20 protein-coding genes are annotated in these 24,962 nt (G+C 72.1%); 13 read left to right on the top strand and 7 right to left on the bottom strand.

All coding sequences use genetic code 11. The annotated features are described in order from the left end of the window. Positions 1–52: 52 nt before the first annotated feature. The 8 genes from ACFZDA_RS16180 to ACFZDA_RS16145 all read left to right on the top strand — a co-directional run bounded on the left by ACFZDA_RS16180 (position 53) and on the right by ACFZDA_RS16145 (position 9,356). Positions 53–859 carry an HlyD family efflux transporter periplasmic adaptor subunit gene (locus tag ACFZDA_RS16180; protein WP_391080961.1) on the top strand — a complete coding sequence of 269 codons (807 nt, stop codon included), beginning with the start codon at positions 53–55 and terminating at the stop codon, positions 857–859. Beyond that, a complete protein-coding gene (locus ACFZDA_RS16175) occupies positions 856–3,081 on the top strand; it encodes an NHLP family bacteriocin export ABC transporter peptidase/permease/ATPase subunit (RefSeq protein ID WP_391080959.1) in 2,226 nt (741 codons plus the stop codon). Before ACFZDA_RS16180 ends, ACFZDA_RS16175 begins: the two co-directional genes overlap by 4 nt. 1 nt (position 3,082) lies before the next feature. Continuing rightward, positions 3,083–5,905 carry an NHLP bacteriocin export ABC transporter permease/ATPase subunit gene (locus ACFZDA_RS16170; protein ID WP_391080956.1) on the top strand — a complete coding sequence of 941 codons (2,823 nt, stop codon included), beginning with the start codon at positions 3,083–3,085 and terminating at the stop codon, positions 5,903–5,905. Between the two features lie 86 nt (positions 5,906–5,991). After that, complete coding sequence (locus ACFZDA_RS16165; protein WP_391080954.1) at positions 5,992–6,999, top strand: Ppx/GppA family phosphatase; 1,008 nt, start codon at positions 5,992–5,994, stop codon at positions 6,997–6,999. Between the two features lie 70 nt (positions 7,000–7,069). Next, positions 7,070–7,258 carry a hypothetical protein gene (locus tag ACFZDA_RS16160; protein ID WP_391080951.1) on the top strand — a complete coding sequence of 63 codons (189 nt, stop codon included), beginning with the start codon at positions 7,070–7,072 and terminating at the stop codon, positions 7,256–7,258. Between the two features lie 102 nt (positions 7,259–7,360). Next, complete coding sequence (locus ACFZDA_RS16155) at positions 7,361–8,374, top strand: iron-containing redox enzyme family protein (RefSeq protein ID WP_391080948.1); 1,014 nt, start codon at positions 7,361–7,363, stop codon at positions 8,372–8,374. Between the two features lie 45 nt (positions 8,375–8,419). Further along, complete coding sequence (locus ACFZDA_RS16150) at positions 8,420–9,049, top strand: HemK2/MTQ2 family protein methyltransferase (RefSeq protein ID WP_391081721.1); 630 nt, start codon at positions 8,420–8,422, stop codon at positions 9,047–9,049. A 166-nt stretch (positions 9,050–9,215) separates the two neighbouring features. Further along, positions 9,216–9,356, top strand: coding sequence for a CDGSH iron-sulfur domain-containing protein (locus ACFZDA_RS16145; protein WP_391081719.1), 141 nt, complete (start codon positions 9,216–9,218; stop codon positions 9,354–9,356). 155 nt (positions 9,357–9,511) lie between these two features. On the opposite strand, the gene ACFZDA_RS16140 is transcribed toward ACFZDA_RS16145, so the two are convergent. Beyond that, the gene (locus ACFZDA_RS16140; RefSeq protein ID WP_391080945.1) at positions 9,512–9,946 is read right to left on the bottom strand and encodes a protease inhibitor; all 435 of its coding nucleotides are present in this window, start codon (positions 9,944–9,946) and stop codon (positions 9,512–9,514) included. Positions 9,947–10,271: 325 nt separating this feature from the next. Here ACFZDA_RS16140 and ACFZDA_RS16135 point away from each other — a divergent pair, with 325 nt between their 5' ends. The 4 genes from ACFZDA_RS16135 (at position 10,272) to ACFZDA_RS16120 (ending at position 14,589) form a co-directional block, all read left to right on the top strand. After that, the gene (locus ACFZDA_RS16135; RefSeq protein ID WP_391080942.1) at positions 10,272–10,829 is read left to right on the top strand and encodes a hypothetical protein; all 558 of its coding nucleotides are present in this window, start codon (positions 10,272–10,274) and stop codon (positions 10,827–10,829) included. Between the two features lie 205 nt (positions 10,830–11,034). Further along, positions 11,035–12,645, top strand: a complete 1,611-nt coding sequence (locus ACFZDA_RS16130; protein WP_391080939.1) for a cytosine permease — start codon at positions 11,035–11,037, stop codon at positions 12,643–12,645. Continuing rightward, complete coding sequence (locus ACFZDA_RS16125; RefSeq protein ID WP_391080936.1) at positions 12,642–13,337, top strand: alpha/beta fold hydrolase; 696 nt, start codon at positions 12,642–12,644, stop codon at positions 13,335–13,337. Before ACFZDA_RS16130 ends, ACFZDA_RS16125 begins: the two co-directional genes overlap by 4 nt. Positions 13,338–13,419: 82 nt before the next feature. Beyond that, positions 13,420–14,589, top strand: a complete 1,170-nt coding sequence (locus ACFZDA_RS16120) for an alpha-hydroxy-acid oxidizing protein (RefSeq protein ID WP_391080933.1) — start codon at positions 13,420–13,422, stop codon at positions 14,587–14,589. Between the two features lie 59 nt (positions 14,590–14,648). On the opposite strand, the gene ACFZDA_RS16115 is transcribed toward ACFZDA_RS16120, so the two are convergent. The 3 genes from ACFZDA_RS16115 to ACFZDA_RS16105 all read right to left on the bottom strand — a co-directional run bounded on the left by ACFZDA_RS16115 (position 14,649) and on the right by ACFZDA_RS16105 (position 17,213). Then, positions 14,649–16,298, bottom strand: a complete 1,650-nt coding sequence (locus tag ACFZDA_RS16115) for a ricin-type beta-trefoil lectin domain protein (protein ID WP_391080930.1) — start codon at positions 16,296–16,298, stop codon at positions 14,649–14,651. 288 nt (positions 16,299–16,586) lie between these two features. After that, positions 16,587–16,964: a toxin Doc gene (locus ACFZDA_RS16110; protein ID WP_391080928.1), complete on the bottom strand. Its 378-nt coding sequence runs from the start codon at positions 16,962–16,964 to the stop codon at positions 16,587–16,589. Between the two features lie 3 nt (positions 16,965–16,967). Beyond that, positions 16,968–17,213: a hypothetical protein gene (locus ACFZDA_RS16105; RefSeq protein ID WP_030845137.1), complete on the bottom strand. Its 246-nt coding sequence runs from the start codon at positions 17,211–17,213 to the stop codon at positions 16,968–16,970. 186 nt (positions 17,214–17,399) lie between these two features. Between ACFZDA_RS16105 and ACFZDA_RS16100 the strand changes: the two genes are divergently transcribed. Then, the gene (locus ACFZDA_RS16100; RefSeq protein ID WP_391080925.1) at positions 17,400–18,332 is read left to right on the top strand and encodes a sigma-70 family RNA polymerase sigma factor; all 933 of its coding nucleotides are present in this window, start codon (positions 17,400–17,402) and stop codon (positions 18,330–18,332) included. Between the two features lie 34 nt (positions 18,333–18,366). Here ACFZDA_RS16100 and ACFZDA_RS16095 read toward each other — a convergent pair whose 3' ends face one another. The 3 genes from ACFZDA_RS16095 to ACFZDA_RS16085 form a co-directional block, all read right to left on the bottom strand. Then, positions 18,367–19,164, bottom strand: coding sequence for an alpha/beta fold hydrolase (locus tag ACFZDA_RS16095; RefSeq protein WP_391080922.1), 798 nt, complete (start codon positions 19,162–19,164; stop codon positions 18,367–18,369). Positions 19,165–19,240: 76 nt separating this feature from the next. After that, positions 19,241–21,484 carry a glycoside hydrolase family 9 protein gene (locus tag ACFZDA_RS16090; protein ID WP_391080919.1) on the bottom strand — a complete coding sequence of 748 codons (2,244 nt, stop codon included), beginning with the start codon at positions 21,482–21,484 and terminating at the stop codon, positions 19,241–19,243. A 154-nt stretch (positions 21,485–21,638) separates the two neighbouring features. Beyond that, complete coding sequence (locus ACFZDA_RS16085; protein WP_391080916.1) at positions 21,639–24,734, bottom strand: glycoside hydrolase family 2 TIM barrel-domain containing protein; 3,096 nt, start codon at positions 24,732–24,734, stop codon at positions 21,639–21,641. Positions 24,735–24,962 lie beyond the last annotated feature (228 nt).

Raw genomic sequence — 24,962 nt, 5'->3', positions numbered from 1 at the left:
AACAGCCTCTGCTACGGCCGTAAGAACCTCTTCTACGGGTGAGGGAAGTTCCTTGCAGTTCCGCCAACAGGCCCTCGCCAAGCTCCAGTCACCCGAGGAGCTCGACCTGCCGGTGCGCTTCGCCCGCCCGCAGGGCTGGCTGGTGCTCTCGGTGACGGTCGTCGCGATGGCGGCCGCCTCGGTGTGGGCGGTGACCGGCTCGGTGACCTCCACCCTCAGCGCACCCGCCATCCTCACGCACGGGCAAGGCAGTTACCTCCTGCAGAGCCCGGTCGCGGGCCAGGTCACCGCGGTGCTCGCGAAGCAGGGCGAGACGCTGCCGGCGAACTCCCCCGTGCTCAAGGTCCGTACGCCCCAGGGCCAAACCGTCGTCCGCACCCTCGACGCGGGCCGTGTCTCCGCGCTCGCCGCGACCGTCGGGCAGATCATCCAGACCGGCGCGAACGTCGCCTCCGTCGAGAAGGTCGCCCACACCGAGGACGCGCTGTACGCGACGGTCTACGTCCCCGCCGAGAACGCCGCCTCGATCCCCGACGACGCCGCCGTCGACCTGACCGTGCAGTCGGTGCCGACGCAGGAGTACGGAGTGCTGCGCGGCCATGTGAAGTCGGTGGACCGCGCGGCCCAGTCTCCGCAGCAGATCGCCGCGTTCCTCGGGGACAGCCAGCTGGGCGAGCAGTTCACGAAGAAGGGCAGGCCGGTGGCCGTGACGGTCCGGCTGGACACGTCGTCCGCCACGAAGAGCGGGTACAAGTGGTCGTCCGCTGACGGGCCGCCGTTCAAGCTGACCTCCATGACGCTGGCCTCCGGGTCGATCCGGCTGTCCGACCAGCGTCCCGTCGACTGGCTGCTGCCGTGACCGCGACCGCACCGGACACCCGGGGCCGGCGCCGCGCCGCCCCGCCGAAGCGCAAGGTGCCCAAGGCCGGGGCGAAGACCGTCCGCACGCCCACCGTGCTCCAGATGGAGGCCGTGGAGTGCGGCGCCGCCTCCCTGGCGATGGTGCTCGGCCACTACGGCAAGCACGTCCCGCTGGAGGAGCTGCGCATCGCCTGCGGTGTCTCCCGCGACGGCTCGCGCGCCAGCAACCTCCTCAAAGCCGCCCGCAGTTACGGCCTGACGGCCAAGGGCATGCAGATGGACCTGGCCGCCCTCGCCGAGGTGAAGTCGCCGGCCATCCTGTTCTGGGAGTTCAACCATTACGTCGTCTACGACGGCATGGGCCGCCGCTTCGGCCGCCGCGGCGTCTACATCAACGACCCCGGCAAGGGGCGCCGCTTCGTCCCCATGGAGGACTTCGACGGCAGCTTCACGGGTGTCGTGCTGGTCATGGAGCCCGGCGAGGACTTCACCAGGGGCGGGCGCAAGCCCGGCATCCTGGGCGCGATGCCCGCACGGCTGCGCGGCACCGCGGGCACGATGCCGGCCGCCGTCCTGTCGAGCCTGCTGCTGGTGGCGGTCGGTGCGGCGGTGCCCGCGCTCAGCCGCACCTACATCGACGAGTTCCTGATCGGGAACCAGACCTCGCTGCTGGGCGTGCTGTTCGCGTCGATGGCGGCGTGCGTGCTGCTCACGGTGGTGCTCACCTGGCTCCAGCAGGCCAACCTGCTGCGCGGCCGCATCATCTCCTCCACCCTGTCCAGCGCCCGCTTCCTGCGCCATCTGCTGCGGCTGCCGGTGACGTTCTTCTCCCAGCGCAGCCCGGCCGACCTCGTCCAGCGGCTCCAGTCCAACGACGCGGTCGCCGAGACCCTGTCCCGCGACCTCGCGGCGGCGGGTGTGGACGCGGTCGTCGTCGTCCTGTACGCGGTGCTGCTGTACACCTATGACCCTCAGCTGACGTTCGTCGGCATCGGCGTGGCGCTGCTGAACATCGTGGCCATGCGGGTCGTCATCCGGCTGCGCGCCACGCGCACGGCCAAGTTGCGCGCCGACACGGCCCGCCTCACCAACACCGCCTACACCGGCCTTCAGCTGATCGAGACGATGAAGGCGACCGGCGGCGAGGACGGCTACTTCCGCAAGTGGGCCGGTCAGCACGCCACCACCCTGGAGGAGCAGCAGCGGCTCGGTGTGCCGAGCGCCTGGCTGGGCGTGGTCGCGCCGACGCTGGCGACCCTGAACAGCGCGCTGATCCTCTGGATCGGCGGCATGCGGGCGGTCGAGGGCCACATCTCGGTGGGTCTGCTGGTCGCCTTCCAGGCCCTGGTCACCCGGTTCACCGCCCCGCTGACCCGGCTCAACGGCGTCGCCGGCCGCATCCAGGACTTCGCGGCCGACGTGGCGCGGCTGAAGGACGTGGAGAACTTCAAGGCCGATCCGCTCTACGGCCGCCCCGAGGCCGGCGAGTCGACGCGCCGGCTGCAGGGCCATGTCGAGCTGGAGAACATCACCTTCGGCTACAGCCCGCTCGACAAGCCCCTGCTCACCGGCTTCGACCTGACGGTCGGGCCCGGGCAGCAGGTCGCGCTGGTGGGCGGTTCCGGCAGCGGCAAGTCCACGGTGTCCCGGCTGATCTCCGGCCTGTACGCGCCGTGGGAGGGCGTGATCCGCATCGACGGACAGCGCATCGAGGACATCCCGCGCGGGGCGCTGGCCGCCTCCGTCTCCTTCGTCGACCAGGACGTGTTCCTCTTCGAGGGCACGGTCCGCGACAACGTGGCGCTGTGGGACCCGTCGATCCCGGACGAGGCGGTGGAGGACGCGCTGCGCGACGCCGCCCTGTACGACGTGATCACGCGGCGTCCGGGCGGCATCCACAGCAAGGTCGAGCAGGACGGGCGCAACTTCTCCGGCGGGCAGCGCCAGCGCCTGGAGATCGCGCGGGCGCTGGTGCGCCGGCCGAGCATCCTGGTGCTCGACGAGGTGACGAGCGCGCTGGACGCGGAGACCGAGCTGGTCGTGATGGACAACCTGCGCAGGCGCGGCTGTGCCTGTGTGGTGATCGCGCACCGGCTCAGCACCGTGCGCGACAGCGACGAGATCGTCGTCCTCCAGCACGGCACGGTCGTGGAGCGGGGACGGCACGAGGACCTGGTGGCGCGCGGCGGAGCATACGCGGCACTGGTCAGGGAGCGGTGAGATGACGGCCGTTCAGGGACACGAGGGCGACCTCGTCCTCAACGCGTTCGGGCAGATGGGCACGCGCATCGACTGCGCCGGGTTCAACCGCCTGGACCTGGAGGGCCCGCAGGTGCTGTGGCTGGTCGCGTCGGGTGCCGTCGACCTGTTCGCGGTGGACGCCGGTCAGCAGGGCCACTGGCACCATCTGGGCCGCCTGGAGGCGGGCTCGCTGGTGCTCGGGCCGGTGCCGGGGCCGCAGCACACGCTGGTGGCCCGCCCGCTGCGGGACTGCGTGGTGCACCGCATCGGCCTGCGCGAGCTGTACCAGCCCGCCAACACGGCGACCTGGTCGTACGACGAGTACGGCAACCCGCAGTACGTGCCGCCGACGACGAGCCCGCTGGAGTACGCCCTCGCCCTCGGCGTCGGCCGCAGCCTGTCGATCCTCTTCCAGGCGCCGATGGCCACCGACCGGGCCGCCGTGCTCACGGACGACGACGTGTTCTGGATGCAGGTGCCGCCGGGCAGCGTGCAGTACGGCTCGCTGTACGGCGCGGAGGCCGCGGCCGACCTGCTGATGGATCCCGCGCTGTGGCAGTCCATGGTCGACCAGCAGTACCGGCTGCTGACCACGCTGGACCGCTGGATCGAGCAGCTGGAGCGCACCCACGAGTCGCGCACGGCCGAGGGCATCAAGGCCGGCGAGGCGGTGCGCGCCCAGGCCGATCAGACGCTGCTGGCCTCGATCGGGAAGCGGTCGTCGAAGCGGACCACCGCGGCCGACGCCGACGCCACGTACGCGGCGTGCAAGCTCGTCGCGCAGGCCGCCGGGATCGGCCTCACCGAGCCCACCCAGAAGGGCACCGGCGGCGACCGCCTCGACCCGGTCGAGCAGGTCGCCCTGGCCTCCCGCGTCCGCACCCGGGCCGTGCGCCTGGACGGCCGCTGGTGGCGGGACAACGTCGGGCCGCTGGTCGGCCACCGGGCCCTGTCGGGCGCGCCGGTGGCGCTGCTGTGGCGGCACGGCGGATATGTCGCCGTCCATCCGTCCACCGGCCGTGAGACGCCGATCGAGAAGGCCAACGCCGACGAGTTCGAGCCGCGCGCGGTGATGTTCTACCGCCCGTTGCCGGAGCGGGGGCTCAGTCCGCTGAGGCTGCTGCGGTTCTGTATGCAGGGCACGCGCGGCGACCTGACGGGGCTGCTGCTCAGCGGACTGGTCACGGTGGCGATCGGCGCCCTGGTGCCCATCGCGACCGGCAAGGTGCTCGGCGAGTTCGTGCCGAAGGCGCAGACGGACCTCATCGTGCAGGTCTGTATGGCGGTGATGCTCAGCAGCGTGGTGTCGGCGGCCTTCATGCTGCTGCAGAACCTGACCATCCTGCGGCTGGAGGGCCGGGTCGAGGCCACGCTCCAGCCGGCCGTGTGGGACCGGCTGCTCAGGTTGCCGACGAGGTTCTTCACCGAGCGTTCCACCGGCGAACTGGCCAGCGCGGCCATGGGCATCAGCTCCATCCGCAGGCTGCTGGCGGGAGTCGGGCCGACGGTCGCCCAGTCGGTGACGGTCGGGGCGATGAACCTGGGGCTGCTGCTGTGGTTCAGCGTGCCGATGGCGATGGCCGCGATCGGCATGCTCGTGGTCATCGCGGCCGTGTTCCTGGGGCTCGGGCTGTGGCAGGTGCGGTGGCAGCGGCGGCTGGTCGTGCTCGGCAACAAGCTGAACAACCAGGCCTTCCAGACGCTGCGCGGTCTGCCAAAGCTGCGGGTGGCCGCCGCCGAGAACTACGCGTACGCCGCGTGGGCGTCGCAGTTCGCGCGCAGCCGTGAGCTCCAGCAGAAGGTCGGCCGCATCAAGAACCTCACGACGGTGCTGGGCGCGGTGTATCTGCCGCTGTGCACCCTGCTGATGTTCATGCTGCTGGCGGGTCCGGCCCGGGGCTCGATGTCGGCCGCCGCGTTCCTCACCTTCAACACCTCGGTGACGATGGTGCTGACCTCGGTGACCCAGCTGACGGGTTCGTTCGTCTCGGCCGTGGCCGCGCTGCCGCTGTTCGAGGAGATCAAACCGGTGCTGGACGCGACGCCCGAGGTGCGCACCGCGAGCACGCGTCCGGGCCCGCTGTCCGGGGCACTCGAAGCCCGGCGGCTGTCCTTCCGCTACTCGGACGACGGTCCGCTCGTGCTGGACGACGTGTCGTTCGAGGTGCGGCCGGGCGAGTTCGTCGCGGTCGTCGGCCCCAGCGGCTGCGGCAAGTCGACGCTGCTGCGGCTGCTGATCGGCTTCGACCGCCCGGTCTCGGGCAGCGTCCTCTACGACGGTCAGGACCTGGCCGCGCTGGACCAGTCGGCGGTGCGCCGCCAGTGCGGTGTGGTGCTCCAGCACGCGCAGCCGTTCACCGGCTCGATCCTGGACGTCATCTGCGGCACCGAGCCGTACACGCCGGAGGAGGCGATGGCGGCGGCCGAGATGGCCGGGCTCGCCGAGGACATCAAGCGGATGCCGATGGGCCTGCACACCATCGTCTCGGGCAGCGGGGCCGTCTCCGGCGGCCAGCGCCAGCGGCTGATGATCGCCCAGGCGCTGATCCGCCGGCCGCGCATCCTCTTCTTCGACGAGGCGACCAGCGCCCTCGACAACGAGACCCAGCGCACGGTCATCGAGAGCACCAAGGCCCTCAACGCCACCCGCATCGTCATCGCCCACCGGCTGTCGACCGTGATGGACGCCGACCGGGTCGTGGTGATGGAGGACGGCAAGGTCGTCCAGCAGGGCCCACCGGCCCAGCTGCTCGCCGACACCGGCGGCCGGCTGCACGAACTGGTGCGGCGCCAGATGGCGTGATGCGGCCCGGCCCGGCCGTGGCGTGTCTTCGCCGTACGCCGGGCCCCCGACCGTTGGCCCCGCCCGGAAGTGGGTACCCACGGCCCATGCGAATCAGCGTGGTGGACGTGGGATCGAACACGGTCAGACTGGTGGTCGCGGACGCGGACGGCGGCGTACCGCTTCCGGTGCACACCGCCAAGTGGCGGCTCAGGCTGTCCGAGCAGGTCACACCGGGGGGACCCATCCCTGAACATGCCGTCGAGCAGTTGGTGCACGCGGTGGCCGAGGCGAGCCGGACCGCCGCGCGGTGGGGGGCGGCCGCGCCCCTGGCGTTCGCGACCGCCGTGGTGCGCGGTGCGTGCAACCGGCACGAGGTGCTGCATACCGTCCGGGCCCGTACCGGCGTGGACCTGTGCACTCTGCCGGGCGAGGTCGAGGCGGAGCTGACGTTCCTCGGGGCCCGGCGCTGGATGGGCTGGCGGTCGGGTCCGCTCGCCCTGCTCGACATCGGCGGCGGCTCGCTCGAAGTCGCCTTCGGGCGCGGCCGGTTGCCCGACTTCGTGGCCTCGCTGCCGCTGGGCGCGGGGCGGCTCACCCACGAGTTCTTCGAGGACGAGGACCCGCCGTCGCCGGAGCGGGTGCGGGCGCTGCGCCGCAAGGTCCGCCACCAGCTGCGGGACGTCGCGGCGCGGATCCGCTGGGAGGGCCCGCGCACCGCGGTCGCCACCTCGCGCACCTTCCAGCAGCTGGGACGGCTGTGCGGTACGGCGCCCGGACGCCACGGCCCGTTCGTGGACCGGGTGTTGCACCGGACGGCGCTGCGGGAGGCGATTCCGCGGCTGGCCGCCCTGCCCGCCGCCGAACGCGCGCAATTGCCCGGCATCTCCGCCCCGCGGGCCGCGCAGAGCCTGGCCGGGGCGGTGGTCGCGCACACCGCGATGAAGCTGACCGGCCTCAGGTCCGTCACGGTCTGCCCCTGGGCGATCCGCGAGGGCGTGCTGCTGCGGCACATCGAGGACGGCCCGGCCTGGTGGGCGGAGGTCACCCGCCGCCCCGAGGAGGCGGCCCCGCCCGACCCGGTGCCGCTGCGCATCGCCACCGCCTCTCCCTGAAGCCCGGAAGCCCGGAAGGCCGGACGGCAACGGACGCACCGAACGCACCGAACGCAGGAAGGAGACCCCCGTGTCCCAGGACGACAACCACGACAGCTCCGACAAGAAGCCCGAGACGGCGCTGGAGGAGGTCCTGCGCGAGATCGAGGAGGCGGAGAACCGCACCGAGGACTCCGCCGAGCAGCGACGCCACCGGGGCGAGGCCGGAGAGGCCATCACCCCCAACCCGCGCGCCCAGGAGGAGTCCCACGGCGACTGAGCGAAGGGACCCGCCGCGGCCCCTTCACGGCGTGCCGGAGTCCCTTCCCGCGGGAGCTACGCGGGTAGGTGACTCCGGTCGCCGGCCGGGTACCCGGCGGGCATGGAGCACGACCGCGGAGCACCAGGACTGCCCGCCCCGCGCGGCCCGCTGAGCGGGGGCGTCGAGGCATACCTGCGGGGCGCGGGCCGGCTGCCCCGTCTCGAGGACGTCGCCCGGGCCGCGGTGTACGGCGAGGATCTCCAGCTGGCCCTGTACCTGTGCTACGAGCTGCACTACCGCGGGTTCGCGGGGGTGTCCCCCGACCGCGAGTGGGACCCCGAGCTGCTGCGCACCCGGGCGGCTCTGGAACACCGCTTCCTGTCCGCCCTGCGCGCCGACGCCCGGGTGCACGACAGCGTGACGGAGGCGCTCGCGGACCTCCTGGTCGAGCCCGTCGACGGCACGGGCGTGAGCCACTTCCTGCGCGACGAGGGCGAGCTGTGGCACCTGCGCGAGTACGCGGCCCAGCGCTCCCTGTACCACCTCAAGGAGGCCGACCCGCACGCCTGGGTGCTGCCGCGGCTGTGGGGCCGGGCGAAGGCGGGGATGGCGGCGGTGGAGTTCGACGAGTGGGGCGGCGGCCGAGCCGACCGTGTGCACGCCCGGCTGTTCGCCGGCCTGATGACGGACCTGGGCCTGGACACCACGTACGGCCGCTACGTCGACGCGGCCTGTGCCGAGGCCCTGGTCACGGTGAACCTCATGTCCCTCTTCGGCCTGCACCGGGCGCTCAGGGGCGCCCTGGTCGGCCATTTCGCGACGGTCGAGATCACCTCGTCGCCGGGTTCGCGGCGGCTCGCCGAGGCGATGCGCCGCACCGGCGCCGGGCCGGCGGCCGAGCACTTCTACGACGAGCACGTCGAGGCCGACGCGGTCCACGAGCAGGTGGTGCGCCACGACGTCATCGGCGGCCTGCTGGAGGAGGAGCCGCAACTGGCCGCGGACGTCGCGTTCGGGATCGACGCCACCGGGTTCACCGAGGACCGCTTCGGCGCCCGGCTGCTCGCCGACTGGCGCGCGTCACGTTCGTCGCTGCGTGCACCGCTTGACCGTGAAATATCCCATATCTCCTGAATAGCCGGGTACCCGAGCGCGGTGAACCCACTGGTACCCCCGGGCGTGTACGCCCCGCAGGAGGACACCGAGCTGCTGGCCGGTGCCCTGGCCGACGAGCCGTTGCCGCCGAGCGCGGAGGTACTGGACGTCGGCACCGGCAGCGGCGCCCTGGCCCTGGAGGCCGCGCGCCAGGGCTTCCGGGTGACCGCCGTGGACGTCTCGCGGAGGGCGGTGTGGGCCGCGCGGCTGAACGCCGCCCGGTCGGGACTGCCGATCCGTCTACGGCGCGGGAACCTCTTCGATCCGGTGCGTGGCGAGTCCTTCGACCTGATTCTGGCCAATCCGCCGTACGTGCCCGCGCCGGGCGGCACCGGACGGCCGCGGGGCGCGGCCCGGGCGTGGGACGCGGGCGACGACGGACGGCTGGTCGTGGACCGGATCTGCCGGGAGGCGCCTGACCTGCTGCGTCCGGGCGGGGTGCTGCTGCTGGTGCAGTCCGCGCTCAGCGGCCCGGATCTGACCGTGGGGTGTCTGCGCGCGTCCGGCCTGAAGGCCGCGGTGACGCGCCGGCGGCGGATCGCGTTCGGCCCGGTGCTGCGGGGCCGGGAGCGCTGGCTGCGGGAGCGGGGGCTGCTGCCCGCCGCCGAGGACAAGGAAGAGCTGGTGGTCGTCCGTGCCGAACTCCCCGTCTGACCGATCCACGTCTGACCGGTCCACGTCTGACCGGTCCACGTCTGACCGGTCCACGTCTGACCGGTCCACGTCTGACCGGTCCACGTCTGACCGGTCCACGTCTGACCGCTCAACATCTGACCGGTCCACGGCGCCGCGCCGCGTCACGGTCCAGCGCAAGGGTCCGCTGCTGCTGGAGGGCCCGGTGGAGGTGGAGCTGGAGGACGGTTCCGTCGTCACCTCGGACCGCTTCCGCGTGGCCCTGTGCACCTGCCGCCGCAGCCGCCGCTATCCGTGGTGCGACACGAGCCACCGCGACCGGGTCTGAGACCGGTGCGCGATGGCCGGTGAGCCCAGGGGCCGGCAGGCGGCCCCACTCCGCCCGCCGGCCCCCTTGTGCGAGATCGCAGGTCCCCGCGTCAGCGGCCCGGCTCCCCAGCCTCGAACCGCCGTACCTCACGGGAACGGCGCGATCCCGGTCTCTCAGAACGCGAAGACGCCGGAACCGTAGGCGTTCTTCACGCACTCGTTGGAGAAGGTGCGCTCGTACGAGACCCTCTGGCCCTGCCAGACACCGTCGACGGTGACGACCACCGGGTCGTACTGCTTGGTGCACATCACGCCGTCCCTCGCGGTCAGGGCGCGGATGTCGCCGCCGACGCCGCGCAGCTGCGCGCAGGCGGAGCCGGCGACCGGGTGCGTGCCGGAGGGCGTCGGGGCACAGGTCAGGGTGACCGCGCGTTCCGGGGTCGCGGCGGCCGCGCTCTCACCGTGACCCATCGTGAGAACGAGGGCCGACGGGGCGTAGAGCGCGGTGGGGGCCTGACCCGGAGTGGCGAGGGCGGCCCCGGTGAGGGGTCCGCAGACGGCGGTGGCCGTCAGTCCGAGGATCGTGGCCCAGCGCGCGGTGTTCCGCATTGTGTGCATCCTTCCGCTCGATTACAGGGTGTGCCGGCCCGTGCTCGGTCGGTGCCCGGGACGGCGAACGCGAGTCTGCCGAGTCCGTCGCCGAAGCACACATCGACCCCACGGGTTTCAGTAACCTTGCGTGTTGAATCAGTGGCGTGAAGTTACGGAATCCGCCCGCGTGAAGCCCGTAACCGCACGGTGCGCGGTGGTGCGAAGCGGCCAGATGGCCGATTCCCGCACGCTCGTCAATCGGCCTGAAACATTCCGGTTCCGCTCTCAGCCGACTGCTTTGTTGCCCCTTGTGTTCATGCTCTGGCCGAGTAATCGTCATTACATGATTACGACAGAGCAGCGAGAGAAGCTACGCGGCTGGTTCGCCGGCCGCCTCCCCGACGACCTCTTCGAGGAACTGACCGAGATCACGGTCGACCGCGAGGAGATCACCGTCATCGGCCGCATCCCCGCACCCCGGCTGGCCGAGGACGCCCCGGCCGCCGAGCGGGACGCGGCCTTGGAGAGCCGGGTGCAGGAGTTCCGGGAACGCACGCGTGAGGACCGGATGGCCGTGGCCCGGGAAGCCGAGCACCGGTTCCGCCGGAAGGTGTCCTGGGGTGTGGAGTGCGGCGGGCGGCGATCGCTCTTCACGCACGTGGCCGCGCCCGTCATGACGCGGCTGCGCCAGCCCGAGCGCCAGGTCCTGGACACCCTGATCGCCGGCGGCGTCGCGCGCAGCCGCAGCGATGCGCTGGCCTGGTGCGTACGCCTGGTCCAGCGCCACACCGACGACTGGCTCGCGGAGCTGCGCGACTCCCTGGAACACGTGCAACGGGTGCGCGCCCAGGGCCCGGACGCGGAGCCGGACCACGCGCCGCCCACACCTGACGAGGAGTGACCCAAGAGTGGAGGATCCATCCACCGGCAACGCGGAAAATGGATGAACCGTCCTCTGGCGTAGATCACCTGCGCCGTCCTACGGTCGGCACAACCCCAGAGGACGGCTTCCGCGCGCCGCCGCACACCCCGGCGCCGGCGAGCGGCCGTCCGCCCCGCCGCCGCGCCACCCCGCGCTCCGCCGACCCGTCCCCGCTGGAGCCCTCTTGTCCTCGCAGGCCGAACGTCCCCCGGGCGCCGACCTCCCCTCCCCCGCCGCGCCTGTCCCGTCCCTGACGGAGGTCGAGGCCCACGGTATCGACCGCATCCCCGACGCCGAGCGCACCGCCACCCCGCTGGACCTGTTCCGGCTCGCCTTCGGCGGCGCCAACACCTTCTCCACCTGCGTCCTCGGCGCCTTCCCGATCCTGTTCGGCCTCTCCTTCTGGCAGGGCCTCGCGGCGACGCTCCTCGGGGTCCTCGCGGGCGCGCTGATCCTGTGCCCGATGGCGGTGTTCGGCCCGGTCAACGGCACCAACAACGCCGTGTCGTCGTCCGCGCACCTGGGCGTGCACGGCCGTGTGGTCGGCTCCTTCCTGTCCCTGCTGACAGCTGTGGCGTTCTTCTCCCTCTCGGTGTGGAGCTCCGGCGACGCCCTGGTCGGCGGCGCCCACCGGCTCTTCGGCCTCGCCCGGAGCGACCTGTCCTACGCCGTCGCGTACGCGCTGTTCGCGGTGCTGGTCCTCTGGGTGTGCGTCTACGGCTTCCGTTTCATGCTGTTCGTCAACAAGATCGCGGTGACGTCGGCGAGCGCGCTGTTCCTGCTCGGCGCCGTGGCGTTCGCGGGGGACTTCGACCCCTCGTACGCGGGCGTCTTCACCGACTCGGCGGACGCGGCGACGACGGCCGCGTTCTGGCCGTCGTTCATCGGGGCGGCGCTGATCGTGCTGTCGAACCCGGTGTCGTTCGGGGCGTTCCTCGGCGACTGGTCGCGCTACATCCCGGCGAGCACCTCGCGCCGGAAGGTGATGGGGGCCGCGTTCCTGTCGCAGCTCGCGACGCTGCTGCCGTTCCTGTTCGGCCTGACGACGGCGAGCATCATCGCGCGCCAGGCGCCGCGGTACGTCGATCCGGCGGCCCCCGACTTCGTGGGCGGGCTGCTCGCCATCTCGCCGGGCTGGTTCTTCCTGCCGGTGTGCCTGCTCGCGCTGATCGGCGGCATGGCGACGGGCACGACGGCGCTGTACGGGACCGGACTCGACTTCTCGTCGGTGTTCCCGAGGCTGTCCCGGGTCCAGGCGACACTACTGATCGGCGCGTTGTCGGTCGGGTTCGTCTTCGCCGGACGGTTCGGGCTCGACCTCGTGCGGTCCATCTCCGCCTTCGCCACGGTGATCATCACCTGCACCACGCCGTGGATGGTCGTGATGATGCTGGGCTACTGGACGCGGCGCGGCTGGTACGACCCGGAGGCGCTCCAGGTCTTCAACCGGCGTCAGCGCGGGGGCCGTTACTGGTTCGCGCACGGCTGGAACTGGCGGGGCATGACCGCCTGGTGGGTGGCGGCGCTGCTCGGCGTCCTCTTCACCGACATCCCCGGGCAGTTCGTCGGCCCGCTGGGCGGTCTCGCCGGCGGCGTCGACATCAGTCTGCCGCTGTCGCTGGTGGTGGCGGCGGTGCTGTTCCTGACGCTGCTGTGGCTGTTCCCCGAACCCCGGGCGGTGTACGGGCCCGAGGGCGCGCGGCTGGCCAGGACCGTCGAGGTGCCGGTGCCGCCGATCACCGGGCCCGGCGCCGAGGGGGCGTTGTCAGACCCTTCGGCTAGGTTGCCGGCATGACCAACTTCGTACTGGTGGCGGGGGCGTGGCTCGGGGCGTGGGCGTGGGACGAGGTGGCCGCGGAGCTGCGTGGCGCCGGGCATGACGTCCATCCGCTGACGCTCTCGGGCCTCGCCGAGAAGCAGGGTGAACCGGCCGGGCAGCAGACGCACGTGCGGGACATCGTCGACGAGGTGGAGCGCCTCGGCCTGCGCGACGTCGTCCTCGTGGGGCACAGCTACGCGGGCATACCGGTGGGGCAGGCCGCCGAGCGCATCGGGGACCGGTTGCGGCGCGTGGTGTTCGTCGACGCGAACGTGCCGGTGAACGGGGAGTCATTCCTGTCCGGCTGGCCGAGCGACCACGTACGGCGGTCGATCGCCGAGCACGAGGGGTGCTGGCCGCCGCTCGGCGCGCCGGACTGCGCGGGGCAGGGGCTGACGGACGAGCAGATCGCGCGGTTCGTCGGCGGTTCGACGCCGCATCCGGGTACCACCCTCACCGAACCGGCCGTGCTCACCCGTCCCTTGGGCGAGCTTCCGGCGACGTATGTGAAGTGCCTCCTCGACGGGGACGAGCCGATGCCGGCGGTGGCCGAGCTGCTCAAGAGGGACAGCTGGGAGCTGGTGGAGCTGGACACCGGCCACTGGCCGATGTTCTCGCAGCCGCGGGCCCTCGCCCGCCTCCTGGACGCGGCGGGGGCCCGCCCCTGACCCGGCGCCGCGCATACCGCTCGGTATCGTCTGCCGTGGAGCACGGTCTCGACGAGGAGACGACGAGAGGCGGCTGCGTACGGTGGGCAAGCACTGGGCGGACTTCCAGTACGAGATCTATCTGAACGGGATGACGGGTGCCGTACCGCGGCTGCCCACCGATCTGACCCGGCTGGAGGAGCTGACCGAGCAGCGGCTCGGGCCCGGCCCGGTCGGCTATGTGGCGGGCAGCGCGGGCACCGGCAGCACGGCCCGCGCCAACCGGGCGGCCCTGCAGCGTCGTCGGATCGTGCCGCGCATGCTGCGGGACGTGCACGAACGGGACCTGTCGGTGGAGGTGCTGGGCCGTGCCCTGCCGGCCCCGCTGGCGCTGGCCCCGGTCGGCGTGCTGTCGATCATGCACCCGGACGCCGAGTCCGCCGCGGCCCGGGCGGCCGCCGCGCAGGGCGTGCCCTTCGTTCTGTCGTCCGCGTCGAGCACACCCATGGAGCAGGTCGCCGAGGCGATGGGCGACGCCGAGCGGTGGTTCCAGCTGTACTGGCCCAGGGACCCGGAGGTCGCCCGGAGTTTCCTGACCCGGGCGAAGGCGGCCGGGTTCAGCGTCCTCGTGGTCACCCTGGACACGCCGCTGCTGGCATGGCGGCCCCGCGATCTCGACCAGGCGTATCTGCCGTTCCTGCACGGCGTGGGCACGGCCAACTACTTCTCGGACCCGGCTTTCCAGGCGGGTCTGGCCAAGCCGGTGCAGGAGGATCCGAACGCGGCCGTGGCGCACTTCGTCGGGATGTTCGCCGACCCGGCGAAGACCTGGCCGGACCTTGAGTTCCTCCGGGAGAACTGGGACGGCCCGATCGTCCTCAAGGGCGTGCTGCACCCGGACGACGCCCGGCAGGCCGCGGCGGCGGGCATGGACGGCGTCGTCGTCTCCAATCACGGCGGGCGCCAGGTGGCCGGGTCCGTCGCGGCGGCCGACGCGCTGCCCCGCGTCGCGGAGGCCGTCGGCGACCGGCTCACCGTCCTCTTCGACAGCGGTGTCCGCACCGGCGACGACATCTTCAAGGCACTCGCCCTGGGCGCCCGCGCCGTCCTCGTCGGCCGCCCGTACGTCTACGGTCTGGGTCTCGACGGCCGCTCGGGCGTCGAGCACGTCATCCGCTGCCTGCTGGCCGAACTCGACCTGACCCTCGCCCTGTCGGGCCATGCCACGCCGGGCACGATCGGTCCCGCCGACCTCATCGAGGACCCGGCATGACCAGCGGGGCTGCGCGACGCGTGCGCCGCGCAGCCCCGCTCAGGCGCCTGGGCCCGTGGTCACGCCGTCCGGCCGTGGGGCAGGGTCACATGCCGGGCCGCCGGCCCCGCCTGCTCCTCGATCGACAGGGAGCCCGCCGCCGTCGGCACGGGCTCGGCCTGCCAGCGCTGTGCGTCGGAGCGGTCGCGGACCTTGACGACGATGTCGGCGCCGGGGGCGTCGTCGATGGGCGCGAGGGCGAGCTGCTCGTCCCAGCGGGGCAGCAACTGCCCTTGCACGGTGAGGTCGTAGCGCACGTCGTCGGCCCGCTCGGCGTCCTCCTCGGCGCAGGTGCCGAGGACGACGACGCCGGCGTCCTTGTGCGAGTCCAGGCACAGGCCGGGATCGGCGACGCTGCGCAGCACCCCGTCGTTCTCGTACGTCCACTGCTGGGTCCATGCCGCCGAGCACTTGGCCAGCTCGGTCCCCGAGCCCTCCTTCGGCAGGTCCCGGACATCGAGGCACAGGTCGGCACCGGCGTTGCGCAACCGCGTCACGCCCGGTGCCGTGGGCAGCACGGCCGTGTCGGGCGGGGTCGCGGACCCGGCGCCGTTGCCGCCGGCGGCGCTGTTGGAGCCGGCCGGGTCGGCCTGGCCGCCGTCGTAGGACGACGCGCTGATGATGAGCACGGTCGCGAGCACCCCGGCCGACACCGCGCCGACGCCCGAGAGCAGCGCCCGCGAGGAGCGCAGCGCGTCCGGGAGGCGCACGCCCTGAACGCGGCGGACCTGCGCGGGGATCCGGGAGAGCAGGCGGTGGCGTCCGCCCCCGGGCCGCCCGTCACCGCGCCCCGCCCCGCGCCGGCCCGTGCGTGAGCCCCGCGTGCCGTGCGAGGACCGGCCTGGGCGGGAGTCGAGGTAGCGGCGGGCGCCCCAGCCGAGCACCGACTCGGCGATCAGCGGGCCCAGCCCGCCCTCGAAGTGGCTCAGTTGTTCGGCCGCGTTGCGGCAGTAACGGCACTCCGCCAGATGCTCCTGGACGTCGGGCAGCAGCGCGCCGCCCCGGCGGATCGGCACGTCGAGGAGACGGTTGTGGAAGCGGCAATCCTGGGTCGGCGCGAGTTCATGATGGGCACGCACACAGCCCTCGCGGAATGTGGTACGCGCTTGTTCGACTGCGGCCGACGCGAGGTCGGTGTCCATGCCCAGCAGAGCGGCCGGGACGCTTAAAGGTTCGGCCTCGACCTCGACGTGCCAGAGCAAACAGCGCGCGGCTGCGGGAAGTGCCTGAAATGCCCGCTCCGCGAGGACGCGATTCTCGGGCGTCATGGACGTGGCCGCGCGCAGCCCGCGCCCTCCGGCCGGTTTCTGCAATGCCGGCAGTACGGCGGCTATTCGATCGTCGCCGGACCACTCCCGGACCGTGTCGCGCGCGGTCACGAGAAGCGCCGGGCGCAGCGCGACGGCCGACTCGCCGAAGGCGAGGCGATTGAGGGTCCGGTGGAAGGCGGTCCCGGTGACCATCTCGGCGGCCTGCGCCGACGAGGCGAGACAGATGACCGCGTACTCGTGCACCGGCTTCCAGTGCCGCGCCATCAGCAGCGCGACGGAATGGGCGGCGACGTTGCCCTCCGGACTGCCTCTCAGGCGGGCGGCGAGAGATTCATCGGATTCCCCGGGATCCCCGCCGGGCGGGGGATACGGGGGACGAGGGGGGTGGGGGGTGGGCACTGAGATGGTTCCTTCCCACGCGCATGTGGCACACAGAAGTCCTGACGCCGAAAAAGGAGCCCGGTTGGTGCGTCCTTTTTTGACGGGCGCGGGAGGTGCGAATTCACCAGCGGCGAATCGGACTCGGTCTGCAAATCGCGTGCGACACTCGGTCATTCCCCCCCGCACGTATGTTTCACTCTTGCACAACCCTCACACGACCAACAAGGCGCCGGTGCAACATCAAGCCCATTGACAGGACGTCGGAAATGGGAACAAACACACGCTGCTCGCACCGGTTTTCGACCCTTAGATCTGCCAGGACCGCAGCCGGTCCGCCGCGCCGTAGACGTCGGCCGTGCCGGACATCAGGTCGCGGGCGAGGTCGACGAGGGCCCCATAGGGCGGATCGATGCCGACGCCGCTGACGAACATGTACGCCACGGCCGTCGCACATGCGAAGCGGGCGTTGGCCGACGGGAGCGGCCGCAGCAGGGTGATGGTGTGCAGCAGCGCGGCGGCGCGCCAGGCCGGGTCGGAGTTCACGCCGAGGCGGGGCGGGTCGACGCGGTGCCGGGCGACCGCGGCCACCAGCGCGGAGAAGTCATTGACGGTGGGCTGGTCCGGCAGGACCTCTTCGTGGCGCTGGAGCAGCCAGGGCACGTCGATATGGAGGACGGGTGCCATCGGTCAGGCAGCCCGTCCCTCGCCCTTGGCGGGCGGTTCGTCGTCCGGGAAGGCGGCGGCGAACTCGTCGGCGTGGGTCGCGAAGAACCTGCGGAAGGCCTCCGCGCCCTCCTGGAGGGCCCGGTGGCGGGCTATGTCGGCGGCGGCGGCCTCCCGCACGAGAGCCTTCATGGACGTACCGCGCTCCTTGGCGATCTGCCGCAGGTCCTCAAGTTCGCGGTCGCTGAACTCCACGTTGAGAGCTGGCATGCCTTCACGGTACCGCTGCGGGTACTGACTCGTAAATACTCCCAGGTCAGACAGCTAAGCGGACGGTACCGAAGGGGCCCCCTCCTTGGCCATTCGCCGAGATCTGCGTCACATCGCACCGTGTGATGTCACATTCCGGGCCCCATGCGGCTCGTAGGAGTGAGCGCGTCTCTGGGAGGACCACGCATGACCGAGATCCCCGTACCCGGCACCGCCGCCCCGCTCGACGAGGCGACCGGGGTGTTCGTCGACCACCGCGAACTGCTCTTCGGCGTCGTCTACAACATGCTCGGCAGTGTCGCCGACACCGAGGACGTCCTTCAGGAGACATGGCTGTCCTGGACGGCCCGCGGCAGGGGCGCTCCCCTGGACGGCGTCGACAACCCCCGCGCCTATCTCGTCCGGGTGGCGGTCAACCACGCGCTGCGGCGCCGGGCCGTGATCAGCCGCCGGCAGGAGACGTACGTGGGCTCCTGGCTGCCCGAGCCCCTGCTGAACGACGAGGGTGCCGAAACCGCCGACGGCCCGGCCCTGCGCTCCGAGTCGGTGTCACTGGCGATGCTGGTCGTCCTGGAGTCGCTCACCCCGCTGGAACGGGCCGTGTTCGTCCTGGGCGAGGTGTTCGGCTACCCGCACGCCGAGATCGCCGGCATCATCGACCGCTCCCCCGCCGCCGTACGGCAGTTGGCGCACCGGGCCCGGGAGCACGTGAACGCGCGGCGGCCCCGGTACGAGGCGCATCCGCGGGTGCGGCGGGAGGCGACCGAGCGGTTCGTGCGGGCGGCGCTCGGCGGGGACATCGCCGAGCTGATGGAGGTCCTCGCGCCGGACGTCACGGCGTGGACGGACGCCGGCGGCAAGCGCAGGCCGGCGAGCCTGCGCCCGGTGCACGGCCGGGACAAGGTGGCCCGTCTGCTCACCTCCGGGCGGGGCGGCCCGGACAACCCCGTGTTCCGCTACCGGCGCGTCAACGGCGACGACGCGGCGGTGCTGTTCGACGGCGACGCGCCCTACGCCGTCCTGGTCCTGGACCTCACCCCGGAGGGCGACCGGGTGTGCGGGATCTACGTCGTCGCCAACCCGGACAAGCTCGCCCACCTGCCCAGGGAGGCGGCGTGAGCGCGGTCGGGCGGCCCGGGAGGGCCCGCGGAACTCATGCTCGGGAATGGGCCCGGCAGAACTCCCGGACCGTCCGGTTGAACGGCTCCGGGGCCTCCAGGTTGCTGAGGTGCCCGGTGCCGGGCAGCACGACCAGGGTGGCCTCCGGGATCGCCGCCAGGAGGGGACGGGCGACGAGGTCCACCGGCGAGCGCGCGTCGAGCTCACCCCAGAGCAGCAGCGTCGGCACGCCGATCCTGGGCAGCAGGTCGCGCTGGTCGGCCTCGGCCATGATCGTGAGCTCGGTCCGCATGCTCTCGGGACGCGTGTCGCCCGACATCACGGACAGCAGGCGTACCGCTTCGGCGGGTGGTTCGCCGGCGAACAGGGCCGGCATCGTCGGCGCGAACTCCTCGGCCGGGACGGCGAGCATCCGCTCCGCCCCCTCGACCCGTGACCGCACCTCCGACGCGGGCAGCGAGCCCTTCCAGCCGGCGTAGGTGTCGACGAGGAGCAGCGTCCGGACGAGCTCGGGGTGGTGCCGGTAGAGCTCCAGCACCACGGTCCCGCCCCACGACAGGCCGAGGACGTGCGCCGGACCGAGGTCCACGTCCTCGATGACGGCCGCGAGGCAGCGGGCGTAGTCCGCCAGGGCGAAGGAGGGCGGTACGTCGGTGGAGCGGCCGGCCCCGGGCTCGTCCCAGGCGACGACGGTGAACGCGTCGGCCAGGTCCGCGAGCTGTGGGCGCCACAGGCGGGCGTCCGTCGTGGCGCCGTGCACGAGCACCAGGGGCGGGCCCCGGCCCACCCGGTCGTAGGCGACCTCGATGCCGGCTACCCGCACCGCGTGCATGACACCAGGCTACGCGCGCGTGCCGGGGGCGTCCTGTCGGTGGACTCCCCCGGCACGCGGCCGGGTCACCCCCTCGTCACCCCTGGTCCGCCACGAAGGCGGCCATGCGGGTCAGGGCGGCGTTCCAGTTGATCGTGTGCTCGTTGGTCGACCAGGACTGGATGTCGTCGATGTAGCAGAACTGGCCGACGCAGCCCTGGAGTTTGCTCTGTGCGTAGGGGTCCTGGATGCCCGAGTTCGGCCCGCCCGCGAGGGTGCCCTTCGGCGGGTTCGGCAGGTTCGGGTCGAGCTGGCGGGCGTACCAGCGGCTGTGCTGGTTCTGGGCGCTGACCTCGCCGTAGCCGGTGACGTAGGAGATGTTCAGCGCGTTGCGGCCCAGGATGTAGTCCATGCTCTGGAGCGCGCCGTCGCGGTACTTCGAGGCGCCGGTGATGTCGTACGCGGTGGCGAGGACGACGGCGTTGTTGAGGACCTGGTGGTTGGAGCCCCAGTCGTACAGGTTGCCGTCCGGGGCGTACGGCATGCCGTAGGGCTGTGCCTTCAGCGTGGCCAGGTAGCCGTCGGCGCCCTTGACGACGGACTGGCGGACCTTGTCCCGGCCGGGCAGCCTGTTCGGCACCGTGGCGAGGTCGAGCCGTCCCGCCGCGCCGGTCCGGGCCCAGTCGAAGGCGATGGGCTTGAAGAGATCGGCCGTGTGCACCGGGGACTTCAGGACGTACTCCTCGAACTGCTTCTCACCGGTGCTGAGATACAGCTCGGCCGCCGCCCAGTAGAAGTCGTCGGTCACGTCGGTGTCGGCGTAGGCGCCACCGCCGACACCGTCGCTGTCGGAGGCATAGCGGTCGGGGTGCGCGAGCGCCGCCGACCAGGCCTTGCGGGCGGCCGTCAGCGCCCGGGCGGCGAACGCCTTGTCGTAGGGCCGGTAGAGGCGGGCCGCCTGCGCGGCCGTGGCGGCGAGGTTCAGGGTGGCGGCGGTGGACGGCGGGTGCAGTTCGCGCTTCTGCGGGTCGTCGCTGGGCAGCAGCGGCAGTCCGGTCCACTGCTCGTCGTGCATCTTGTGGTGGGCCATGCCGGCCAGCGGCTCGCCGTCGGGCACCTGCATCCTGAGCAGGAACTCCAGCTCCCAGCGGGCCTCGTCGAGGATGTCGGGGACCTTGTTGCCGCTCTCGGGGATGGCGAGCGTGCCGTCGCCGAGCCCCCGGGGGTCGCCGGTGCGGGCGTGCAGCGCGCGTTCGTGGGTGCTCAGCACCTCCCAGGTGGAGATGCCGCCGTTGACGACGTACTTGCCGTGGTCGCCGGCGTCGTACCAGCCGCCGCTCGCGTCCAGGGTGTAGTCGCAGACGCCGGGCTGGCACGGTACGGCCTTGTCGCCCTTGTTGGGGGCCACGTCCACGTGGCCTGCCGGGCGGCCGTAGCCGGGGCGGAGGTCCTCGCGGATCGCGATGCCGCTGCGCTGGGTGTAGTAGTACTTCGCCGAGTCCAGCCGGAGCCGTTCGTAGGCGCTCGCGTCGATGTCGAAGGGGCGGCTGGTCTCGCCGTCGGCGACAAGCGTGAGGCCCGTGCCCTTCTTGCGGTACTTGCCGAAGTCGATCGAGTGGACGTTCTGCCCGGAGGAGGCGTCGACGCCGCGCGGCACGGTCGTGCCCCGGGCGACCACCGTCCCGCCGGAGTTCTTCAGCTTCCAGGGCAGCTTCGCCGCGGCGTCGGTGACCAGGGTGGCGTTCTTCGGCCCGGCCGGCAGATAGGCGACCTGGTTGACGCGGACCCGGGGCCCGGTGTCGGGCTCGTACGGCTCCGGCGTCACCCCGCCGAGCAGGGAGACGTCGTCCATGCAGAAGCGCCAGGGATCCGCGCTGCCGCCGAGCTGGAAGCCGACCTGGCCCTGGGTGGTGTCGACGGGCGCGGTGAAGGTGTAGGAGTAGGTGTCGCCGGAGACGCTGAGCTGCGGTGTCACCTCGTGGTAGGTGTCGTAGGGCGACACCGACAGGCCCACGATCGCCCGTACGACGTGCCCGGCGGGCGTGCCGGTGGCGCTGAAGGAGAAGCGGTAGGACTCCCCCTTCACGAGGGTGATGTCGTTCTGCCCGACGGCGGCGTCCCAGCGGTTGGTGGTGCCGCCGGGGACGTCGGCGCAGAGCCGGCCGTCGGACAGACCAGCGGTGACGTTGCTGGTGGCCCACCACGGGTCCATGGTCGTGTCGAAGGTGCCGTTCCTGACCTGCTCGACCTCTTCGGCCCCGGCCGGTGCGGAGGGCAGCGCGGTGAGCGCGGTCGCCAGCAGGGCCGTCAGGGACAACAGGGCGGTTCTGCGTCGTTTCACGTCCGGGCTCCTCTGGAGAGGTGCGGGTGGCGCTCGGCGTGGGAGCGCTCCCAGATGTGGATGCACGCCATGGTTGTGGCTGATGTGACGCCCCGTCAACGGTCCGGACGGGACTGGCTGTTCGTCGCCCGTCCGGACCGTCGCACCCGAGGGCTCAGGCGGCCGGGGTCTCCAGTCGGCTGATGCGGAGCGCGCCCCGGGGCTCGTCGGGGTGGCGGCTCGTCATCGTGAGCCGGATCCGGGAGCCCCGGACGGCCTTGAAGGTGATCACGGTCGGGGCGTCGGAGGCGGTGGCCCAGTCGATGGCCGCGTCCTGCACGGCCCGCCACGTCCGGCCGTCCCACACCGCCACCTCGATCGCCGCGGGCAGGCTGTGCGTGGCGTCCACGGTGAAGGAGACGTCCACGCGGTCGTAGCCGCGGGTGCGTCCGTGGTCGACCGTGACCCAGTCCTCGGCGCGGGCGCCGTCGAAGGCGGGCAGCAGGGCCGTGGCCTGCTTGAAGAAGCCGTTGGACCAGCCGGTGGCCGGGTCGCCGTCGAGCATGGCGGCGGGCAGGGTGTCCGGGCGGCCGGAGTAACTGGCGTCCGCGTGCGGGTAGTCGACGGGCGCCGGGTGCTCCGGCCGGAAGGCGGGCGGGGCGGTCTCGGCCCGGTCCGCCGCCCGGCCGGCGCGTACGGTCGCGGTGCCGGTGCGCAGGCCGTCGGCGCGGGCGGTGACCTTCACCGTGCCCGTCCTCGTGCCGGAGCGGACGATGGCGAGGGCCTTGCCGTGGAAGGCGGTGCGGGTGCTCGCCTGGTAGCGCTCGGCGCTCTCCTGGCGGCCGTTGTCGAGCCCGGCGAGAAAGCCGCCCGCCACCTCGAAGGAGAGCAGGTGCTGCGCGTCGGGCACCACCACACCGCGCCGGTCGACCACCTCGGCGGTGACGAAGACCAGCGAACGCCCGTCGGCGGCGAGAGAGTCGCGGTCCGGCGTCAGGCGTATCGCGTGCGGGGCGCCGGCGGTGCGCAGCACGTCGGTGGCGACCGCCTTGCCGTCCCGCCGCGCGACCGCCTTCAGCTCACCCGGCGCATAGGGCACCTTCCAGGTGAGGTGGAGCTTGCCGGCGCTGCCGTTCGGGCTGGTGTAACTGCCGGGGTAGGGGCCGTCGGTGAAGGTCTTGTCGTCGCCGGTCGGCTCGGTCGTCTCCAGGTAGGTGCGGCCGTCGACGGTCTTCTTGGTGTCGAACCGCCGTACGCCCAGGGACTTTCCGTTGAGGTACAGCTCGACGGTGTCGACGTTCGCGTACGCCCAGACCTCGACCGTGTCGCCCTCGGCGTGGTTCCAGGTCATCGGCAGCAGATGGACCATCGGCTTCTCGGTCCACTGGCTCTGGAACAGGTAGTACATGTCCTTGGGGAAGCCCGCGGTGTCGACGGCGCCGAAGAAGGACGCCTTGACCGGGAAGACGTCGTAGGGCGTGGGTTCGCCGATGTAGTCGATGCCCGACCACAGGAACTGCCCGGCGAACCACTTGCGGTCCCGGTCCTTCTTGTGGCCGTACTCGCCGCTCATGGTCCAGGAGGCGAGGTTGTTGTCGTAGGAGGAGGTCCCGCGCCGTCCGGGTGTGTGGTTCTCGCCGGTGTTGAGGTGTTCGGGCTCCTGGTACTCGCCCCGCGTGGAGGTCTCCGAGGAGGACTCGGACTCGAAGAGGAAGAGGTGCGGGTAGGCCGCGTGCAGCTGGTCGACCGACTTCGCGGTGTTGTAGTTGAGGCCGAGGCCGTCGAGCTTGGCCAGCATCAGGTCGGCCGCGGAGCCCTTGGCGGGGAGGCGGCGGTACTTGTCGGAGCCGATGACCAGCGGGCGGGTGTCGTCCGCGGCCCGGATCGCGGTGATGATCCGGTCGGCCATGGCGAGGCCGGCGGTGGAGGTGGAGTCGGGGACCTCGTTGCCGATGGACCACATCAGGACGGCGGGCGAGTTGCGGGCCGCCCGCACCATCTCGGTGGCGTCCTTCTCGCACCACTCGTCGAAGAACCGGCCGTAGTCGTACCGGTTCTTTCCGGTGCGCCAGCAGTCGAACGCCTCCACCAGCATGACGATCCCCAGTTCCTCGCAGACCTGGATCACCTCGGGCGCGGGTGGGTTGTGGGAGGTGCGCAGGGCGTTGACGCCCATGGAGCGCATGATCTCCATCTGGCGGCGGACGGCGTCCTTGCTGACCGCCGCGCCGAGCGCGCCCAGGTCGTGGTGGAGGTCGACGCCCTTGATCTTGTGGTGGGTGCCGTTGAGGAAGAAGCCCTCGTCCGGGTCGAAGCGGAAGGTGCGGATGCCGAAGGGCGTGCGGTAGGTGTCGGTGGTCCGGCCGGCGACGCGCAGCTCGGTGTGCAGGGTGTAGCGGTGCGGGGCCGCGATGTCCCACAGCTGGGGGCGCCGCACCGTGAGCTCATGGGTCTCGGTCCGCTCGTCGGTGACGGCGGCCGTGGAGGAGGTGCGGGCGACCGTCCGGCCCTTCGGGTCGACGATCCGGGAGACGATCTCGACGTCCGCGCCCGCGCCCGACGCGTCGACGACCGACGTGTCGATCCGGACGACGGCCCGTTCGGCGGAGACCTCGGGGGTGGTGACACGGGTGCCCCAGCGGGCCACGTGCACCGGCTCGGTGATCACCAGGCGGGCCTCGCGGTAGATGCCGCTGCCCGAGTACCAGCGGCTGCTGGGGAGCCGGTTGTGGACCTTGACCGCGAGCACGTTCTCGGTGGTGCCGTCGGGGTGCACCAGGTCGGTCAGATCGAAGGCGAAGCCGGTGTAGCCGTAGGGGTGGCGACCCACCTCGGTGCCGTTGCAGTGGACCGAGGAGTCCATGTAGACGCCGTCGAACTCCACCGAGATCCGCTTGCCGGCGAGGGCGGGCGGCAGGGTGAAGGCGAGGCGGTACCAGCCGAGGCCGCCGGGGAGGAAGCCCGTGCCGCTGGTGGTGCCGTGGTCGGTGGTGGGGGTCTGCTCGATGCTCCAGTCGTGCGGGACCGCGACCTCACGCCACCCGGAGTCGTCGTAGCCGGGCCGGGCCGCGTCGGCGTAGGCGCCGGTCGGGTCGGTGATGCCGCCCGGGTTGACCAGCGCGAAGCGCCAGCCGTCGCGCAGTGCGACGGTGCGGCGGCCGGACGCGCCGCGCGCCGCGTCGGCGGCCCACGCCTCCGGGGCGCCCAGCAGTGTTCCGGCCGCGGGCGCGGCGGCGGAGGCGAGCAGGACCGATCTGCGCGTGACCGACATGGCGGCTCTCCCTCATCAAAGCCCAGAAGTACTCATAACTGATCGCGAACAAACAGATTCTGTCGATGTGTCACACCGGGCCGTCAAGAGTGCGGCGGCGTCGTTCTGCCCGGGAGTCACCATCGGCCGGAATCGCGCCTTGACCCTGCACGGTCGGGCGGCACAGGGGTTACCGGGCCACGTCGGGCGCTCACGGTCTAGTCTGGAACTCAAGCGACCTCCCTGATC

It is taken from the genome of Streptomyces sp. NPDC007991 (assembly GCF_042958445.1).
Lineage (GTDB): Bacteria > Actinomycetota > Actinomycetes > Streptomycetales > Streptomycetaceae > Streptomyces.
This window is presented reverse-complemented; position numbering and strand designations above follow the sequence as displayed.